Genomic DNA, 21,245 nt, shown 5'->3' on the forward strand with positions numbered 1-21,245 from the left:
AACATAGGTGTTCGGAAGTTATCTAAGTTGTATTAAATAGTGGTGATTTGCTTGGGTCCCCATCGCAGATTACCACTATTTCTTTTATTATTTCCATATTTAGTTCTTCTGTAAATTGAAATTTTGCAATTTTATAGCTTTTTATCTCATTAACCTTTTTATAGATTAATAGCAATATTGCCGTTATCATTGTCATATACATCATTACTTTTATTCCGTTTTCACTATAACTTAAAAAATGTTTAAAATGAAGGTGTTGCTTAATGAATTTAAAAAACACTTCGATGTCCCATCTTTTTCTATAAATACAGGTAATTTCATCAGCTCTCAAATCTTCAATATTTGTTAGAAAAAAAAGGACTTCCTTTGTTTTTCTGGATTCGGCTTTTATTAATCTGAAAGGCTCTTTAAACAAACATTTTTTCTCATGAAACAGGTTAACTTTCTCATCACTTAGAATTTTTAATGTTTCTGTTTCTAAATCTTGGCTCAGTTTGTTTTCTTCTATAATTTTTATGCTCTTGGTAGGATTTATTCTGGTTACAAAAGAAATATTCTTGTCGTTGAATTCTTTAAAAGTCCTGCGCTTTTTTAAACCTCTGTCAAATACAACAATTTCATTGTCGTTGATATTCGCATTTAATATTGCCTCTCCCAAAGCTATATCTTCGCCCAAGTATTGCTGCTGATTGTGAAAATTTAAATCCAAAGGAAGATTATTGTAAAGACCAATGGTAAATTTGATTTGGTTCTTGGTATGTTCGCCATTCTTGTTTTTCAAGCCATTCACCATTCCTTTCTTTAAAAGTTTACTTGAAACTGACAAACTTGTCGAATCAAATTGTCTTATGTTATAAACATCTAAGCCATCTTTAAAATAACTCTTTGAAAAATGAAAAACATTTTGAAAAATCTTTTCGAAATATTCATGGTTTATGGCAGACAATCGTTCAGAAATACTACTGAATTTAACCGTCTCAGACCTGTCAACACCTGAAAACAACTTAAACATGTTGCTTGCAAAAACTTTCTCCATTATTCTTAGACTTACTTTAGTATCATCTAGAATACTCATCAGGATAAGTTTGAAAACAACTTCGCCAGACAATTTCTTAGCCTTATAATCAACTTTAGTTTCAATTGCTATTGATTCTAAAATACCTTTATCTATTAGCTTTAGTAAAGAATTTACCGTAACTCCTTTTTGCATAAGATTTAGTTTTGTAAAACTAAAATATGAAAATATTTCAATGAACTTATGTCTTCCGAACACCTATGGTTTAAAAACCTGTTAGGCCTTTTTGTATGCGTGAGGGATGGCAGTGGAGCTCTTTTTTTGTGAGGCGTTTTTTAGCCTCTCAAAAAAAAGCGGGAACGTACAGCCCGACCCGGAGTTTTTCACGGAGGGTCACGCCCACAATACCATTATTTTTTTATTTCTCACGCAGATTTAGCAGATATTGCAGATTTTATTTTGATTTGCTCAATCAGCAACCCGAGCGACAGCGAACAGGCGAAGCAAATCTGCGAGAGATATTTCTTTTTCCTTTTAATAAAACAACCAGTCTACCGCACCTTTTTCACCTTCGTCGATATAGCCAACATCACGGGTTGTAATGGTTTGATTGGCGTCGATGAAGCCTAAAATCAGGACTCTTCCTTTGCCCAAATCGAGTTTATTTTCGCCGGGTTGGAAGGTGTAGGTGTGAATGTTGATTCGTGGCAATTCCTTTAAATTCATCGCGCTTGCCAGGATTACTTCGGCCTGACCGTGGGCATTTCCGGCTGCATCTGTCTCCAGACTTGGCGGGAATAAAAATCTCTTTTGATCGGAATTGAAATAACCTACTACCAGTTTTACGGCTTTGACGTTTTTGAATTTCAGGTGTGTTCCGTTTTCGTTTTGAGCGGTTTCATCGAATGCAATTCCTTTTAGGTTTTGCAATTCGGGAGCTACTTTTATCAATTCTGAAATTGGCGTTCCGTACACTTTTGTTCCGTTTTTTACTGCGTATGTTCCTTTACTTTCACTTAACAAAGTTACTTCTCCAGTTTTCCAAGGCTTAGCTTCTTTGGTTACGATTTTACCGTCTTTTGACGATTTCAGCAATTCTAAATTTCGTTTGAAATTCGCCAATTCACGTTCGTAATGTGGCAATAATTCGGCCCAGGTTTTGTTGTTTCCATCGTCTCCGCCAATCGGGATTCGGCGTTGAGCGGTCTGCATACTGTTGGCGTACAAATAATGGTTTTTGGTTAAATTGACCAAAGTTTCATAATGTTCGATGCTTTTTTCGAGATGCGGAAGGGCTTTATCTAAATCAGTAATTTCATTAGAATAGCTGTAACGCAAGACCAAAATGGCAGCTTTTACTTTCTCCGAAAAGAAATCGGCGAAGGCTTTGTAAGCGTGCATATCGTTTTTAAGACGCAGGAATTCTTCTTTGTCTTTGGTCACTTTTGACTCGGCTTTGTCGATCGCTTCAACGGCTAGTTTTCCGTGTTGCGTGATTTCTGCGATGATTTGCGTTGGCAATTCCCCAACGTGCGGTTCTTTGTTCCATTCTTTTTTGGCGTATTCCAAAAGCAACTCTCCAACTGGTCCGCAAGATTCGTGGAATCCAGGGTAAACTCTCCATTTGGCTGGATTTACCAATTGACTTTCGAACATTCCTAATAATAACGTTTGGCGATTTCCTTCGGTGATTCCGAAACGTCTTAATGTTTTTGGGGCAATTTCTCCAGACTCATCATAGGCTTTTTGGATGTTATTTGCTGCTTCTAAATCAGTTCCGTATTTAGCAGCTAAATCTTCACTCCAATATTTAATTTCTTCATTTCTGTCTCTTTTACTATTCCAGGCATACCTTGCCCAGGCTTTATACCAAATCCAGTCGCGATCCATTTCGAGCAATCGTTCGCCAGTTTTGGTTTTATCAGCCGTGTAAGGCCAGTCCCAATAGGAAGCCTGAGGATACAAATGAAGCGCATTGGCTCCGTGTACGGTGTGCATCGCCTGAACCGTTTTCTGGATAAATTCAGGAGATCCGTAACGGAAAGGCTCCAGATTGGCCAAAATATGTACGTTTGAAATGTGAACCGAATTCAGCGAACTTAACTTTTTGTGAATTTCACCCCAAGGTCCGCGTGGCGTGTAAGTCGTCAGCGACTCGCCATTGTATTTGTGCATCGTGTATAAGTTTTTATACAACGGAAGCGATTTTTCCATAACCAACGGCGCATCGGTGTCGTGCGCACGCAGGATAATTGGCGGTTCATCCGTTTTTCCTAAAGCTTTTAATCCGTCCTGAACTCCCGGAATAATCGTTTTGGTAAACCATTCCACGTCATCATCGATGGTGTTGATGGCTTCTCCGAGACAAACCAATAATCCTACGTTTGGATATTTTTCGATAAAAGCAGTGATTGATTTTTTGGTATAATCAGCGATTTCAGGCGTTATCGGGCGTGAACGATCTTGTGTTTTGATGTTGTAATGCTCCGCAAAAGGTTTGGAAACAATGATATTATAAAACATCTGAATTACCCAGATTCCTCTTTTGTTGGCTTCTACGGTCAGGTAGTTATAAATTTCTTCGTTCTTTTTGAAATCTTCTTCGCTTACTTCCAAGGCAAACGGATAGTCTTTTAGTTTTACCAATGAAGCAAACGGATGTCCGTTCCACAAATACAGGGAATTCAGTCGGTTGTCGACCATCATATCCAGGTATTTTGTCCACAGTTTTTTATCGTAAAACCAAGGAAAAGATTCGGGTGTGTATGGATATTCGTAAACGTCTCGCCCCGGAAGATAAACCGGTTTTTGCACTCCGATACAAGATCCTCTCAAGACCATTTCGGGACTGTCTTCGATATTGATTTCAGATGGAATTTTGCCTGAAGTTTTGATTCGGTCTGCCAATTCCAAAGCGCCATACAAAGCTCCGGTTGCATCGGTTCCTTCAATGAAAATGGTGTTTTTTTGCGTGCGAATTTGAAAACCTTCTTTCTTGGTTAGTTGGCTGTCGTCGATTTTGCCAGTTTTGGAATTTTGTTTCCAAAAATCGGTTCCTTTTTCGCCAATGACGATTACTTTATCTTTTGATTTTTTAGGTGCTTTGTCTGCAAAAGTTATTTTGAATCCTTTTGCTGTTGCGGTTTCTGATAGTTTTTCGGCTCCGTATTGCGCTCTTGGTGCTTTGGCATCACGAACGATTGTGATGTTTTGTGCTGATGCAAAAGTGGCAAATAATCCTAAAAAAAGTAAACTTAAATATTTCATTGTATTGTTATTTTTTGACCACAAATTGCACACCCGAGCGACAGCGAACTGACGAAGTAAATTAGCGCAAATTACAATCGTATTTGTTTTTTATTCACAGATTAAAAAAATCTGCTAAATCTGCTTGAATCTGTTTAAATCTGCGTGCTAATTTTTCTCACGTGGATTCTGCAGATTTAGCAGATTTTTTATTTTAATTCTGAAAAATTTTCTTCAAGTAAGCAACGTTTGCTCCGTAATTGGCAACTACATTATGTACCTGCGTTACATCTCTGGAACGCTCTACGATTAACCATCCTTTCCAGTTCATATCATCCAGCGTTTTTTTGATTTTTGGCATATCAACATTTGTATCGTTTTCCAGCCAAACGCGGTCTGTTGTGGAAGCGTGAATTTGTGCCAAATGTTTTTTGCCTAAAATTTTTAATTCTGCTGCGATGTCTCTTCCATTATCTACGGCATTTGCAAAATTGAAAGAACTTTTAATATGCTTACAGCCAATTTCTTCCAACAGTTTTCTCTCTTCGGTAGCGTCTAATGAAGTTTCGATTGCGATTACTCCTCCAATTTTACCAACTTGTTTGCCTGCCCATTTTAATCTTTCGATAATGATTGGACGCAACTCTGGATTTTTAGTCAAATCGCTTTCTGTTCCTAATGGAAGATAAGCAACTTTTACTTTCATATTTTTCATTGTTGCCACACAATCGTTAATCATCAAAGTGATGGAATCTCTTTTAGCAAAAGATTGTGCATAAAATCCGGACATCGCGATGGAGCTGATTCCAACACCTGTTTCTTTGGACTTATCCAGAAACTTTTGTCTTTCAATCGGATCGCCCAATTTGCTGTCGAATGTGGGTCTTTTTCCTAAACCGCCCATATCGAGTTCGATTCCGTCTGCTTTTATTTCTGCTGCACGTCCAAAAGCACCGAGTTTTTGCCTTTTTAAAATCATCCAGTCACATACAGCCACTTTGTATTTTTGCTTTTTGTTGGATTGTGCCGAAAGTGTATTGAATGTTCCTGATAAGATAACAACCAATGCAATAAACATGCTTCTTTTAAAATTAGTTAACTTCATAATTATTATTTTTTATTAATGGAGTAAAAAAGAATCTGCTAAATCTGCTAAATCTGCGAGAGTAATTTTTCCCGCAGATTAGCAGATTATGAAGATTAAAATTCTAATGATAATCTGTTGTGAATATCTTACTCCTCTTCAGCTTTAACAGCTTTCACTTCAACGCCATCTTGTCCAGGCCAGATTCCGTTTTTGATTGGAACTGCTACCAGTTTGCTTGGGTCAACTTTTACATATTTCAGTTTTTGTCTTCTCCATGTGTAAACGATATGCACCATTCCGTCTGAACTTTGAATGATTGATGGATACGAATACTGGCTTATTTTTGAATCTTCCAAAACTAATGTCGCTTTCCAATTGATTCCATCGTCAGAAATAGAAAGATTTAAAGGTGTTCTTGGTCCTTTGGCTTCGTTTCCGGGAGGCAAAACGTGGTTATAGACTAATAAGTGTTTTCCGTTTTTAAGCGTTACCGCATCTGTTCCGGAGTTGTTATTTGGCAAACCGATTAACTCAATATCTGACCATGTTTTTCCGTTATCTTTTGAGAATGTACTGAAAACAGCCCTGTTTCTGGTTCTTCCAATCGCCTGAATGCTTCCGTCTTTATGAAACAAAATGCTCGGCTGAATAGCATTGATTTTTTGTTTTCCTCTTGAAATGGTATCGCCCATCACCCAGGTTTTGCCAAAGTCGGGAGTTGATTCCATACGCAAATGCCAACCGTTTCCTTCGGTACTTGAAGGAAGCAATAATGTTCCGTTGCTTAATAAAACCGGCTTGTTTTTGACTGGTCCCAGGAAATCTTTACTCGGCATATCAATTTTATCAGACCAGGTTTTTCCGCCATCAGAAGAAGTTCTGTAAACACCCCACCATTCTGATGGCTTTGGTCCTATTTTATAAAACAGCATCAAATCACCTCCCGGAATTTGATACAAAACAGGATTCCATGTTGGAAATCTTGTTCCATCCTTCAGCACACCATCGGCTACCTTAATGGGTTCGCCCCATTTATCGCTTCCTTTTGGTTTTATTGCTGAATAAATACAAACATCAGGATGTCTTTCGTGTGATCCTCCAAACCAGGCCGAAACCAAATCTCCATTGGTTGCTTCCACAATCGTAACGGAGTGGCAGGACGGATATGGCGCTTTATCGTAAATGAATTCATCTACCAAAATTCCTTCTTTCCAGGTCTTTTTTTCCAAAGCAGATTTACAGCTTCCCAAAAGTAGCAGTCCAAAAAATGCGATAGTTATCTGTTTGAGTTTCATTATTTATTCTTTAAAATATTATGTGTTTTATTTTCAATACATTATGATAATATCAGAATGCAAAAATTTATTAAGTGTAAAAATGACACTAAATAATTAGCTAAGCATCCTGTACTGTCCCGAATTATGCTATTAAAGCTTTAGATTTACAGTATAAGAACCCGAATCTAAAGTCACGACTATGTTATTATTTTCTGTTTTATAAGAGGATGAAAACTGAGCCAGTTTTTGTTTGTTGACCGTTACCAAAGAAGCATTCGCTGTTGGCAAATACACCACAGCCGATGAATTGGCCGGAATGGTAATTTTCCATTCTAAAGTATTTTTGGTTTTCTTCCAGTCGCTTTTAATCAGACCGTAAATGGACTCGTAAGAAGCATTTACAAAAGTCAGTCCCGCATTGAAATCAGGTTTCATAATAATTTGTTTGAAGCCCGGCGTTTCAGGATTACTCTTGATTCCCGCCATATTTTCGTAGTACCAAATCAGTAAATCGCCTAAAAGCATTACGTGATTTTGCGAATTCATTGTTGGGTCGGCGGTGTTTCCGTTCCATAATTCCCAAATGGTGGTCGCTCCGTTTTCAACCATATAACCCCAGCTTGGGTAAGTTTTGTTAGATGCCAGTTTGAAAGCCAAATCTCCTCTTCCAAAATTCGTCAAGGTTCGCATCAAAAATTGTGTTCCAATAACTCCCGTGCTGATATGACCGTTTTTAGTCACTTCAACTTCGTGAACCATATTTTGAAAAACTCTGTCTATCAAATTTTCAGAAACCATCCCAAAAGCCAATGGCAATACGTTTGCCGTAACGGTATTATTGGCGTAATAGTTTTTCTCCGTATTTAAAAATTTGGCATTGAATGCTTTTTTGATTCTTGTTGTCAAATCATCATAATGTGCAATATCAGCTTCGGAATTGGCAATTTTGGCAAACTTTTTCATAATGCCCAAAAGCTGATAATAAAAAGCACTTGATAACAATTGCCCATCCGTTAAACGGGCAGGATCTTTGGAACGAATCAATTCTAATGATTCCGGCGGAACACACCAGTCACCATATTTGTCCTTGTCCATTAAATCATTTTGCAGATAATTTTCTTCCATATACACCATCCATTTTTTCATAGACGGATATTGTTTTTTAATGACTTCCTTGTCACCAAATTGTTGGTACAGCATATCGCCCACCGTGATATACGTTCCCGGCCAGGTCACATTATCACCGTAATAACGCCAAAATGCGGGCGCCACATCAGGCAATCCTCCATCCTGAGTTTGCGAATATTTAATATCATCCAGCCATTTGGCATACAAAGTCTGATTATCGAATAAAAAACTTTCTCCATAAGCACCTGTGGTTCTATCTCCCAACCAAGGCTGACGCTCATTTCGCTGTGGACAGTCGATTGGCATTCCTTTATAATTTCCGCTAATTCCCCACCACGCATTTTTAAAAATCTGGTTCATCGTCGCATCCGAAGATTCGAAAGTTCCGGTTGTTTTTATGTCGTCATAAACCACTTTCCCAACAAAATTATCCAATGTTGGTTTGGTAGGAAAACCCGAAATTTCTACAAATCGAAATCCGTGAAATATAAAACGGGGTTCCCAGATTTCTTCCCCTTCACCTTTTAATGTATAAATATCAGTTGTTTTCGCATCACGCAAATTGGCAATGTACAGCGTACCATCAGCTTGTAAAGATTCTGCAAATTTCATCGTGATTTGGTCACCGCTTTTTCCTTTTACTTTGAACTGTAACCAGCCCACCATATTCTGACCCATATCCAAAATGTAAGTTCCTTTTGCAGTTGCTTTGATCGAAATTGGTTTTACCTCGCCCATTATTTTCATATTCGGCATCATCTGCGCTTCATAAAAACCGCCCGGTTCCTGAACGTATCTGGCATTTACCCAGTTTTTGTCATCAAAATTGGTCGTAGCCCAGCCTTTCATTTCCTTGCGGGCATCGTATTCTTCGCCGTCGTATTCATTGTTGGACAAAATCGGTCCGTCAGTGGTTAATTTCCAGGTGTCGTCTGTTCGGATGATGTCTTTGGTTCCATCGGTGTATTCCACAAACAACTGCAAAGCCATTTTCGGAAAACCAAATGATTTGATTTTATACGGTTTGTAATCCTGACGCATCGCAAAAAAACGTCCGTTTCCTAAAATCGTTCCCAGCATATTTTTGCCTTCTTTCAATTGCGAAGTCACATCAAAAACATTGTATTTTACGTTTTTGGTGTAATCCGTCGGAACGGGTGCCAAAACCTGATCGCCAATTTTATTTCCATTAATGTACAGCTCATACAAGCCCATTCCCATAATATAAATCTTGGCACTTTTGACTTGTTTTTTCAGGTTGATTTCTTTTCGCAAATAACGCGCAGACAATCTTGAATACTGAGAAACGCTATCATCTTTTGACAATTTTTCATAGCCAATCCAGCGAGTCGATTTCCAGTCGGCATAGGTTAAAATCCCAATGCTGAAATGGGCATTTTCAATAGATTTAATTTCACCTTTATTCGTAAAAACAGTTACTTTCCAAAATGCATTTTGTCGGTCACCCAACTTTTTTCCGTTGTAAATAATATTGACAGATTCATTGCTTGTTACTTTTCCACTATCCCATAAATCAGCTTTGTTCGCATTCAGGTTTTCTAAAGTCGAAGCGACCATAATTTGATAGTCCGTCTGTTTTACATCATTCACATCCGACTTTATCTGCCAGCTCAAACGAGGCTGAACCACATCAATTCCTTCCGGATTGTTCAGCATTTCGCATTGCAGATTAGTTATACTGATTTTGTTTTGGGCTTGCGCCGAAAATGTAAAAAGTGTAATGATTAATGTAAGATGTAAAAAAAACTTTTTCATAATTCTATTTTGTTTAACCCCATTTGTTATCATAAATGCCGTAACGTGTGTATTCTAATTTCTTGTTTTTATAATTTAAAATTTTTATCAAGTTTGAATCTATAAAATATTCTATATAAATATAATCCTCTTCATTTATTTTTCTAAAATCACTTCTATTTAAAAAAATATACTTGTCTTTGTTTTCAATTTTAGAAAATATCCTAATCACATAATGACTCCACTCATCCGCATCATTTTTGTTGGTTATTTCTTTTTCCAAAACTTTAAAATCCCCAACTATAACTTTTTGCTTAAAAATATTTTTCTTGAAATTTTTATTCCGTTCAATTCCTTTAATTCCAATATACGTTAGAAATCCTAACACTATTAATTCAAACACAACATCAATTCCATTAAAAAAACCTGTTGGTTTATAATGGAAATTTAAATAGTAAAAACCATAGTACAATAGAGCTAAAAAGATCACTAAATAAATCGCTCCGTTTTTATAACTTTTCAATTCTTTAGTAAGATATGATAAATCATCATCATTTAATTTCTCTTCTTTTTCTTCCATAATATTAATTTAAATGGCTGATGTTTATATTATTATTTATACATAGGATTTAAAAAATGAAACGTTATGATTTGATTCGGTAATTACTGAAATTTTCTATTCCGATACTAATTTCTCCAATTTTTCTGAAACAGCAATTTCCTTCCCATTTTTAAAAATCCTAAACCCTTTTCCTTTGCCATATTTCTCCCCTGTTTTATCCCAAAGAATCGTGATAATATTCCCGTGATATAAAACATTATCCAGACAAAACCAATCCCATTTTTCCTGTGGAATCAATGGATTTACTTCGATTTTTTCATCTGCTCTCGGGCGTAAACCAACCAATCCCGTAATCATCAAATCGTTAAAAGTCGAATGATTGTAATAACGGCTTCTTTCTTTGTCGCCCATCAGCCAATACCCTGTTGTTTCGTCGAGATATTCACCAATGTATGGCTTACCACGGTAATATTGCGATTGCACATACAAATCCATTTGCTTGAAATAATCGGTTTTAGCAACGAAACTCTGATTGTAATTATTCAAAATATTTGCCAAAGCTGTCAAAGTCTGTGAACTTGCAAAAGGCCAAATCGCTCCGTCCCATTCGCAGGTTCCGGTTCCGTGGGTTCTAAAACGAGGACTTCTTCGCTCCGCCGTTGTCAATCCAAAAGGTGCCGAAAACCCTTTTTCATCCTTAATTTGTTCCCAGGCTTTTTCAAAACCTTTGTCTTTTTGTGGCAGATTAAAATACCACGGAATAAATCCAATCGCCTCCCGAACCTGCGCCAGCGTATCTTTTTCGGTAAACGTTTCAAAGAACTCACTTTTTGAATTCCATAATTTCGTTTCCACCAATTGTTGCAATACATCGGCTTTGGCTTTAAATTTAGCCTCCACTTCTTTGTCGCCTTTCATTGATGCCATTTTCGAAATCGCCACAGCATTTCCAAACATATAACTGTTAATCGTCGGTCTTGCATTTTGTACTTTTCGTCCGCCACTCAACGATTCTTCCATACCGTCCTTTACATCGTGTTGCCAAAACAAACCATCTTTACGCTGACGGTCTTTTTCCCAAACCGCATAATCCGTCACCATATCCGGGTACATATCCAATAAGAATTTTTCATCCTTATTCACCAAATAACGATTGTACAACGCATCAGCCGTCCAACTACTGAATTTATACAATTTGTTCATCGGTTTCCCTTCATTGCCACGGTACCAAATTTTGACATCCTGCTCAATGTACTGCGGATCGTGCACCCAACGAAATTCATTAATATGATGCCCCACTGCACAAGCAATCAAATTGTATTTATCTGCATACGAGCGATCAACTAAAAACTCAGTAATTCCGAAACCAAGCGGCGTTTTCTTGATGTGTTTTCGAGCCGTCCACCAACGATAATAATATATCTCCTCAAAATTCTGCTGTGGACATTCAAACAACGGAACATTCTTTTCCATCCACGCCCACGCACTGTCATTCGGAATCGCAAATTTCAAATTCTCGTCTTCCATCGTGTTGAAATAATCTACATAATGCTTAAAATTATCGGCTTTCAAAACAACAGAAGTTCCTTTTTTAGAATGCCCCGCACCCGATTTACAACCGCTGTTCAAACAGGCAATCAGGACTACGAAAGCTATTATTTTGTATTTAAAATTTGTAACCATTTTAATCTTTTTTTTAGTTCACCATATAAGTAATATAAGTTCATTAAAGCTAAACTTACATTTCCTTACATCACTTATATGGTTTAATAATTTATTCATTTTTGGGCGTGACCCTTCAGATTGCTTCGTCGTTCCTCCTTGCAACTTCGGGTCGTGCTGTACGTTCCCGCTTTTTTTTGTTCGGCAAAAAGCCTCTCAAAAAAGAGCTCCACTGCCATCACTCACGCGGTCTAATAATCACGTTTTGTCATTGCGAGGAACGAAGCAATCTCACTATTCTAAGCAAACTCAGTAAATCATTGGAACGGATAAAGCAAATGTGATTGCTTCGTTCCTCGCAAAGACTCACGAGACCTTTTAATTCGCAGAAAAACTATAAGTCTGCCCCGCTTTCATTTCTACATCATATTCATTGTACTTCGGCAATTGCAGTTTCGGCAATTTTGCTTCTTTAGAAATAATTGGTTTCTTTATTTCAACATCATAAAACAATGGATTCGGATTTTTACCTTTAGCTTTTTTAAGCACAATTCCTTTATCTGCTTTCAACGTGTTTTCCAATTTCAATCGGCAGTTTCCTCCAATTTTTGAATACACTTTCAAGGTAGAAACCTTATTGTTCTTCCAAGTCATATCAATCACAAATCCGCCTCGGGTTACCAAACCTTTAATGCTACCGGCTGCCCAGACCGTTGGCAAAGCAGGCAATAAATGAATCGCATCTTCCTGACTCTGCATCAGCATTTCGGCAATTCCTGCGGTGCATCCAAAATTACCGTCAATCTGAAACGGCTGATGTGCATCCAGCATATTTGGGTAGGTTCCTCCACCTTTTCTTTGGTCGGCGGTTACCAAATGCAATTGATCCTGAATCAATTTGTAAGCGTGATTTCCGTCTAATAATCTGGCCCAAAGATTCACTTTCCAGCCCATTGACCAGCCTGTGGATTCGTCGGTTCTGTAAATTAAGGATTGTTTGGCACCTTCAAATAATTCCGGTGTCTTGATTGGCGAAATCTGATTACTCGGAAACAAGCCGTACAAATGCGAAACGTGTCGGTGATTGTCTTTCGGGTTGTCCCAATCGTCCTGCCATTCCTGCAACTGATTGTATTTTCCGATTTTCATCGGAGGCATTTTAGCCAAAGCATCACTTAATTTTTTAGTATAATTTTCATCCGGAGCAACCAGTTTCGAAGCTTTAATCACATTCGAAAACAAATCAAAAACCAACTGATTATCCATCGTAGTCCCCGAAGCAATAGTCGATTTTCCGGTTCCGCCTGCGTGTGTGTTTTCTGGAGAACTCGATGGCACTACTACCAAATATCCTGTGTTTGGATCAGTAATCATAAAATCCAAAAAGAAATCCGCTGCTCCTTTGATTACCGGATAAATTTCTTTTAAATAATTGATGTCGCCAGTGTACAAATAACGTTCCCACAAATCCTGCGAAATCCAGGCACCGCCCGTAGGCCACATTCCCGAAGCAGCTGAATCTACAGGAGCGGTTACACGCCAGATATCGGTGTTGTGGTGCAAAACCCAGCCGTTGGCGTTGTACATTGTTTTGGCAGTTACTGCTCCTGTAACACTCAATTCTTTTGCCATTTGGATAAAAGGCTCGTGCATTTCCGAAAGATTGGTCACTTCTGCCGGCCAATAATTCATCTCGGCGTTAATGTTTGTGGTGTATTTACTGTCCCAGGGCGGAGTTACCATATCGTTCCAAATTCCTTGTAAATTAGCTGGCTGACCTCCCGGCTGTGAACTTGAAATCAATAAATAACGTCCAAACTGAAAATACAAACTCGCCAATTGCGGATCGAATTCCTTTTTGAAATCACGGATTCTTTCGTTTGTTGGTTTCTTGATAGCATCGTTTGAACCTAAATCCAATGAAACTCGGTTGAAGAATTTTTGGTAATAAGCAACGTGTGCTTTTTTGATTTCCTCAAAACTTTTCGGTAAAACTTTCTCCAAAAATGATTTGCTTTTCGCCACTTCGTCTTCGGTTATGTCCTGATAATTTTTGAAATTGGTCGCTATCGAAATATAAAGTGTCACCTCATCGGCTTTGTTGATGATTAGGATTCCGTTGCTTGCCGAAACTTCTCCGCCTTTATTTTTGGCTTCGATTCGTCCCTGAAATTTTACCTTCCCTTTTACATTTTCAAAATTAGTTCCAACTCCCGAAAGGATAATTTGGTTTCCTTCCGTTGACGGAACGGTTTTATCAATCGGGCTGTTCATAAAAACATTTGCCGTAATCTGCCCCGGCTGACTTGCCGATAATTTTACCACAATCACGTGATCTGAAAAGGATGTCAAAATTTCTCTGGTAAATTCTACTCCGTTTACCGTGTATTTTACTTTTGCCGTAGCGTTTTCGATATCTAAATCGCGGTAATAAGTGGTATACTTTTGATGTCCCGGAAACGAAATATAAGCACTTCCAAAAGTCTGATACGGCATTCCGTCGTTAGTTTGCGACATAATATCCTGAGTCGCCAAAGCCTGTGCTTCGTCAAATTTCCCTTCGAAAACCAGCTGTCTTACTTTTGGCAAAGCTTCAATTGATTTGTTATGCGCGTTGCTGTTTGGCGAACCTGCCCAAATGGTTTCTTCGTTCAATTGCAAATGCTCCACTGCGGGGTCTCCAAAAACCATTACTCCCAAACGGCCGTTACCCAAAGGCAAAGCTTCGTTCCAGATGGTTGCTGGTTTGTCGTACCACAGTTTTAGTTCGCTGTTGCTTTGCGCTGTTGCAGTAAAGGAAAAAATCCCAAAACAAATTACTGTTATTTTACTTTTTAATTTCATACTTATATTTTTGTTGCCACGAATTACACAAATGGCACTAATTTATTTTTTAATTCTTATTTCAATTTATCTAATTTATTTTGCCACAGATTAAAGTATTTCCAATTATTAAAAATCTGCTAGATCTGCTAAATCTGCGTGAAAAAATTTACTCTCGCAGATTGGGCAGATTAAGGAGATAAAAGATCCTTCTAATCTTTTAATCTGCGGCAAAATGATTCGTGCAAATTCGTGTAATTAGTGGCAAACTCTATTACTTCTTGACTTCATATACTTTTAGATTTTTTTCTCCGAACATTTCATATAATTTATTGATGTCTTTCAGGGCATTTTTAGGCAAATTTTCGGCTTTGTTGCCAAAAACATATAATTTATCGTAAGGCTCAATCACACAAGTCGATTCGTCTATTTCACCTTTTTCGTTCTTTACTTTGTTCAAATCGAGACTTAAATATTTCGCCATAAACGGATACAAAGCCATTCGTTTTGAAACGCCAAAATCGTGTCCTTCCTTAGCAAAATGGGCATTTTCTACGAGATTTTTTTTGCCGTACAATTCGTAGGTTCTTTGGATAAAAGGGAATTCCAATTCGGGAACTGCCAGGGTCCAGTCTTTTCCGTCTGACACAATCAATTGTGGTTTTGGCGCCATCATTGCCGAAATTTCGGCATTGTTGGTTCCGTTTCCGCAAAGGTGAATTCCGCGACCGCTCTCGCACGGACAACCGCCCGAAAAATGCGAAGAAACCATCACCACGGGAGCCGAAACCGTGATTCGATCGTCTAAAGCGGCCAAAAACATCGTGTGCGAACCTCCGCCGGAACCGCCTGTAACGCCAACTCGCGAAACATCGGCATTTTTTATGGTGGTCAGATAATCTAATAATCGGATTCCGCTCAGGACCTGAACGGTTGAGGCGATGCTGTTTCGGTGCGTTTCACTTGGAAACTGAAGCAGCGACTCACCCCAGGCAAACAAATCGTAACTTACCACGATTGCTCCCATTTTCGCCATTATGGCGCAACGGTACTGCTCGTCTTTTCTGTATCTTCCATCGCCGAAATGTCCGTCGGGCGTTAAGATAATCGCCGATTTTTTGTTTAATGGATACGGTTTGTAAATCGATCCGGTAGTATAAACTCCGGGCAGAATTTCCAATGCGATATTCTCCACACTGTAATCTTTATAGATCCTTTTTGGCGTTAAAAGTGGTTTAGACTTTGGTGTTGGGGGCGCCTTGTCTAAACCAAATGACGTTGTCATACATGCTTTTAACTCCTTTTTTCGTTTTTCCCAGTCGGCAACATTGGAATATAAAGTCGTTAAATAATCCAGACGCTCTTTTCCTTTATCGATTGAAACTTTATGGTTTTCATATTTTCGGATTTGGTATTTTCCGTCCGGCTGTTTGAAATAAGTCAGTTCAAAAGGAACTAAAACATTCGCCAGAGAAACTTCCAGATTGCCTTGCTCAATTCTCCAATCGGCGTAATCAAGTTCTTTTCCTTTCAATAAACCTCTGTCGTCAATTACAGTGATTTTAAAAATGGTTTCGATATTTTTGATGGTCTCTGAAACCGGTTTTCTGAAATTCGTATCGGATGTGCATTGCGCGTTTGTTAGTGTCACTGCAAAGATTGAAACAAGTAAAGTAAAAGTTATGTTTTTTAAATTTTTCATTTTGTGTGTCAATATTTTTTTGAATTGCCTCCTGCTTTAGCTGGAGGAAACTAATTGATTCTAAAATTGGCTTTAGCCTAAAAGCTTAATTTGGCTAAAGCCTTGTTATATTTGTATTTTTGACCATCCAGCTAAAGCTGGAGGCAATTCAACTTTTATTTACATTCTATTGTATAAATCCCTGAACCTAATTTCAATGTTGGTTTCTTTTGATTCTTATCAAAATCTAATTTCAATTTTTCAAGAGATTTTCCATTCACTTTTATTTGCGAATTATTACCGATTGGCAATTTTATGGTCGCTGATGTATTTACTGGAATCTCCACTTTCAGGATTAACTTTCCATCTTTCTTTTCCCAGGCAGAAGCGATATTTCCATAAATGGATTTATACGTTGCTTTTACAAAAGTCATATCGCCCACGATTTCCGGCTGAATGAAGAAATGTTTGAAACCCGGATTTTGATCATCGGGAACAATTCCGGCCAGACTTTGGTAAAACCATTCTTCGATTTGTCCCATCATAAAATGATTCCACGAATTTCCTTTGCGCGGATCCCATTGCTCGGTCAAAGTGGTCAGGCCAAATTTTATCTGAAATCCATAACCCGGCGCATCGTAATGATTGTTCATTTTGTACATCGTTTCGTTTTCTCCATTTCGTGCCAAAGCCTGAAACAAATAGCGGTTTCCAACATCGCCAGTCGTTAATCGGTCGCCTTTTGCTTTTATGTCAGCCAATAAATTCTGCATCACCGCATGTTTGTATTGCGGTTCTACGATATCCATAAAAACGGGAACGGCATTGCTGAACTGACTGCTGGTTCCGTATTGTTTGGTTTCTGGATTGAAAAATTCCTTGTTGAAAGCATTTTTAATGTCCGAAGTCAGCTTTTCGTACTTCGCAATATCTTCTGTTTTGTTCAATAATTTTGAAGCTTTTGCCAGCAAACTTGCTCCGTAAAAATAATGAGAAGTTGCCGAAAGCGCAATCGGGCTGTTTTTGGAATAACCCGCCGGATGCGTTCCGTAATCGTACCAATCGCCTAATCCGTGGGAAACGATATGATTGGTGGTTTTGGTTTCTAAATAATCCACATATCTTTTCATTACTGGATAGTATTTTTCTATTAACGAAGCATCGCCGTAATATTCGTAATACATCCAAGGCAGAATCACGCCTGTCACACCCCATTCAGGAGAATCGGTGAAATCGCCTCCAAAAACTACATATTCGGGAACGATGGTTGGGATTAAACCATTATCTCGTTGTGAATCGGAGATGTTTTGCATTGTTGCGGGAATAAAACTTTCGAGGTTATAATTGAATAGTAATCCAGGTCCGTTTAAGTGAATTTCTTCTAACCAACCCAATTTTTCACGTTGCGGACAATCGGTAAAAACACTTTGAAAATTACTTTTAATCGCGTTGTTGATCAACAAGTGTGTTTTGTTGAAAATATCATTGGACGATTCAAAAGTTCCTGCTTCTCCTGCCGAATTGTAAATGAAATTCGATTTTAAATCTACTAATGTTGGCAGATTTTCATCTTTGGTTTCTTTGTAATTGATGTTCTCCATCTGCACATATTGAAAACCGTAATAACTGAATTTCGGTTGCCACTCTTCTATACCTTCACCTTTTAAAGTATAGTCGTAATAATAGGGTTTTCCGGTTTTTCCCTGACTAACTGTTCCGTCTTCATTCAGGCTTTCGCCTACCCAAACCCGAACGGTTTGTCCTTTTTTTCCTTTTACTTTTATAGTCGCAAATCCGGATAGATTTTGTCCCATATTGAAAATGTAAAAGTTAGGTTTTAGCTCTTTGGCTTCCTTAACTTCGTATCTTTTTTGGATTGTAATTGGTGTTGTAGTTTGCGGTCTCAAAACACCTTTTGGCGCTTCCTGAACGACTACTTTTTTCCAATTGTTATCGTTAAATCCTGTTTCATTCCAGCCTTTTTGTTCTAAATTGGCATTGTAATCTTCTCCTCCAAAAATACTGTTGTAGGTAATCGGGCTTTTGCTGTATTTCCAACTTCCATCGGATTTTATAAGATCTTCGGAACCGTCTTTGTAAATCACTTTCATTTTGAAAAATAAAGTCGGCGGGCCAAAACTTACATAGAATTTCGAATAACGCTCGGCAAGTGTGTTGTACATTCCGTTTCCTAACAAAACGCCAATTACGTTTTCGCCTTTTTTTAGTTCTTCAACAGTTAATTCATACGTATTGAAATTAACTGTTTTATCGTAGTCGGTCCATAAAGGCGCAAACTCACTATTGCCGATTTTCTTTCCATTAATAGTCAATTCATAATGCCCCAAACCGGAAATATAAACTACAGCTTCCTTAATTTCTTTGTTAACCGAAAATGGTTTGCGAAGCATAATACTTCTGCGTGACAACGAATCGGAAGCGTTGATTAATGACGCTTTTTTCTCTTTGTTGAAAGTGGCGGTATGGTAATTTCTGCCTTCCGGTAAATGACTGTCGGCTTTAGTAATCGCTCCAATCCAAATTGGATCTAATGTTGAAGGTGCAATTCTGAAAGAAGCTGTTTGGCTCCAACTCGAAGCTTTGTGTTTTTGGTTCCAGACTTTCACTTTCCAAAAATATTTGGATTCGTTTTTTAATGGAGTTCCGCTATATGTGATTTGAAGATTTTTATTGGAAACTACTTTTCCGCTATTCCAAATATCGGCTTCATTTTTCTTTAATTTTTCTTCTGATGAAGCTAATAAAATTTGATAGGCGGATTGTGTAACATTCTGTTCTTTTGAAACCAATTGCCAGCTTAATCTTGGTTGATTACTGTTTACCGCCAATGGGTTTTCGACCATTTCGCATCTTAAATGTACGGCAGAAATCTGTCCATTCGAAATGAAAGTTATTAGAAGACAAAAGAGGAATAATATGTTTTTGAAAAACTTCACGCTTTATTTTTTTTACCACAAATTGCACAAATTTTCACAAATTATTCTTTTCTCTTTCTGTTAAAAGATTTGCGGGAATTTGTGGAATTTTCGGTTATATTTTTTTTATATTTTATTAGTAACCAATGATTTAATATTAAAAACCGCTTCCGTAATTAATTTTCCTGTATCCGGTAAATCTATAAAATCCGGAGTGTCTGGTTCTGTGTCGGCATTTGGTGTGTAACGCTGATCGCCTGTGCGGAACATAATTCGTGAAATTCCATCAACCGGAGCATAGAATATTTTGTTGGTTTCTTTACCGTCATTCACTTTTACGGTGTACGAACGGGAAGTTACATCCAATTTGACTGTAATTGTATATTCTTTTCCTGCCTCATATTTGCCAATTCCGCCGTGACGTGCTCCGTGTTTCACTTTTATTTCTCCATCCGAATCGAAAACGATGCGAATCGCAGGAAGACCTTGTTTGTTTTGGAATTCCACCTGCAGTAATCCGTGATTGTTTTGTTCTGGTTTAACCGTGAAAGTGGCTTCCATTTTTTGTGCAAATGGAATTACACGCTCGGCTCTTGAATAATCAAAAAAGTCCTGATCTCTTAAGGTCAGCCATTTTTTGCCATCTGTTTTCTTTTCGATTTTGGTGGTAGCCCAGGACAAATCGTAGGTATTCCATAATTTTAATTCTTCGCCGTTTGGCAAATCATTGAAAACATCATTGGCGTTTTCTTTGACTTCGCTGGTCACGGGAACTGGTACAGAAGCTACCCAAATATCTTCTTTGTTTACGCTGTAACTTACCCAAAGTTTTCCGTCTGGCGGAGTTCCGTTTCCTTCGAGGATTCCACGAACATATTGCGGGCCTGCAGATTTGTAGTTTCCGCCATAACGCATTGGAGTAATTTCACCATGCACCAACAATAAATCTTTGTAATTTAGTCCGTCGTCACTAGTGGATATTGCCAATGGCCAACGGTATTCTGACGGGTTATAAACGGTTGCATAACGGTTATCGGAGGTTTTTTGTCCCCAGATTTTGGCATTGCTGTTTACAAATCCCGGTGCTCTCAACGGATTGTATTGCCAAGTTTTTCCCTCATCTTTACTGATAGAAGTTAAAGCAAATTTCCATAAACCTACTACGTTTCCGTTTGGCAAATGGTAATAATTGAAGGCTTTGTATTGTTTTTTTAACGGAATCAAAGCGTCATCTCTATCGGCTTCTTCTACCCATTGTTGCATCAGTAATGGTTTTGACATCAGCTCATCGCAGGCTTTGATGAATTTTTTGTCTTTGCTTTTGGTATAAAACGGAAAGGTCGTTGGCAATGGATTTCCGGTTTTATTGTATCGGATAAAATAAATCGGTCCAAAAGTTCCGTCTTTGTAGATTTCACGAACGACACGTCCAATTCCTTTTCCGTCATTCGGATCGTCTTTTTTGTCTAAGGCAACTCCGTAATAACCGGTTGCCAGCAATCTGTTGTCGGATGAAACATAAAAGCCCATACGCTGGTGCATAATGGCATCGATGTTTTTGGCAACACCTTCTACACCTTCTTTTTTAAATCCGTCGGGTACGTGATAAATTGGGAAAAGCACTGCTGGTTTTGTCCAGGTTACCCCATCTTTAGAAGTCATTATAAAAGTCTGGCTCGGCGGAATATGTTCTCCTGATGGGTCACTCAAATAATGCAGATAAAATGTATTGTTCCAATACGCCATCATCGACTGGTGATTGTAAGTCCAGCCAAATCCGTCTGCTTTTTCCGGATGTTCACGGCTGGCACGCATAATTTGTGTGGCGTGAACACCAACTGCCGGACTCAATTGCCCGTGGTGGTAATCGACATTGGAAAGTGTTTTGCCTGTATATCGTATTGTGTCTTGTTGGGCTTGCGCAGAATTGACTGCGACACAGCACAACAAAATTGTTGTTGCTGATACGATATTGGTTTTTATGTTTTTAAATGCAATCATTATTCTCAACTTTTTATCTGCTTGATCGGCTAAATCTGCGTGAAAAAATTTACTCTCGCAGATTTGGCAGAT

Annotated in this window: 11 protein-coding genes; all 11 read right to left on the reverse strand. The window is 38.2% G+C overall.

The features are described from left to right. Nucleotides 1-22: 22 nt before the first annotated feature. A complete protein-coding gene (locus tag J2W48_RS21925) occupies nucleotides 23-1,210 on the reverse strand; it encodes an IS4 family transposase (RefSeq protein WP_310284202.1) in 1,188 nt (395 codons plus the stop codon). A 339-nt stretch (nucleotides 1,211-1,549) separates the two neighbouring features. Next, nucleotides 1,550-4,282, reverse strand: a complete 2,733-nt coding sequence (locus tag J2W48_RS21930) for an alpha-d-galacturonidase (protein ID WP_310284203.1) — start codon at nucleotides 4,280-4,282, stop codon at nucleotides 1,550-1,552. Nucleotides 4,283-4,475: 193 nt separating this feature from the next. Beyond that, nucleotides 4,476-5,366, reverse strand: coding sequence for a sugar phosphate isomerase/epimerase family protein (locus tag J2W48_RS21935; protein WP_310284204.1), 891 nt, complete (start codon nucleotides 5,364-5,366; stop codon nucleotides 4,476-4,478). Nucleotides 5,367-5,494: 128 nt separating this feature from the next. Further along, complete coding sequence (locus J2W48_RS21940; RefSeq protein ID WP_310284205.1) at nucleotides 5,495-6,643, reverse strand: sialidase family protein; 1,149 nt, start codon at nucleotides 6,641-6,643, stop codon at nucleotides 5,495-5,497. Between the two features lie 132 nt (nucleotides 6,644-6,775). Continuing rightward, nucleotides 6,776-9,529, reverse strand: a complete 2,754-nt coding sequence (locus J2W48_RS21945; protein ID WP_310284206.1) for a glycoside hydrolase family 78 protein — start codon at nucleotides 9,527-9,529, stop codon at nucleotides 6,776-6,778. A 13-nt stretch (nucleotides 9,530-9,542) separates the two neighbouring features. Beyond that, on the reverse strand, nucleotides 9,543-10,088 hold the full coding sequence (locus tag J2W48_RS21950) for a hypothetical protein (protein WP_310284207.1): 546 nt from the start codon (nucleotides 10,086-10,088) through the stop codon (nucleotides 9,543-9,545). A gap of 96 nt (nucleotides 10,089-10,184) precedes the next feature. Beyond that, on the reverse strand, nucleotides 10,185-11,753 hold the full coding sequence (locus tag J2W48_RS21955) for an MGH1-like glycoside hydrolase domain-containing protein (RefSeq protein ID WP_310284208.1): 1,569 nt from the start codon (nucleotides 11,751-11,753) through the stop codon (nucleotides 10,185-10,187). A gap of 357 nt (nucleotides 11,754-12,110) precedes the next feature. Further along, a complete protein-coding gene (locus J2W48_RS21960; protein WP_310284210.1) occupies nucleotides 12,111-14,576 on the reverse strand; it encodes a glycoside hydrolase family 95 protein in 2,466 nt (821 codons plus the stop codon). Nucleotides 14,577-14,829: 253 nt separating this feature from the next. Then, the gene (locus J2W48_RS21965; RefSeq protein ID WP_310284212.1) at nucleotides 14,830-16,257 is read right to left on the reverse strand and encodes an acetylxylan esterase; all 1,428 of its coding nucleotides are present in this window, start codon (nucleotides 16,255-16,257) and stop codon (nucleotides 14,830-14,832) included. 155 nt (nucleotides 16,258-16,412) lie between these two features. Continuing rightward, the gene (locus tag J2W48_RS21970; RefSeq protein WP_475690774.1) at nucleotides 16,413-19,193 is read right to left on the reverse strand and encodes a family 78 glycoside hydrolase catalytic domain; all 2,781 of its coding nucleotides are present in this window, start codon (nucleotides 19,191-19,193) and stop codon (nucleotides 16,413-16,415) included. A 105-nt stretch (nucleotides 19,194-19,298) separates the two neighbouring features. Then, a complete protein-coding gene (locus J2W48_RS21975) occupies nucleotides 19,299-21,173 on the reverse strand; it encodes a six-hairpin glycosidase (protein WP_310284214.1) in 1,875 nt (624 codons plus the stop codon). Nucleotides 21,174-21,245 lie beyond the last annotated feature (72 nt).

Source organism: Flavobacterium piscis (assembly GCF_031457575.1).
GTDB classification, from domain to species: Bacteria; Bacteroidota; Bacteroidia; order Flavobacteriales; family Flavobacteriaceae; genus Flavobacterium; species Flavobacterium piscis_A.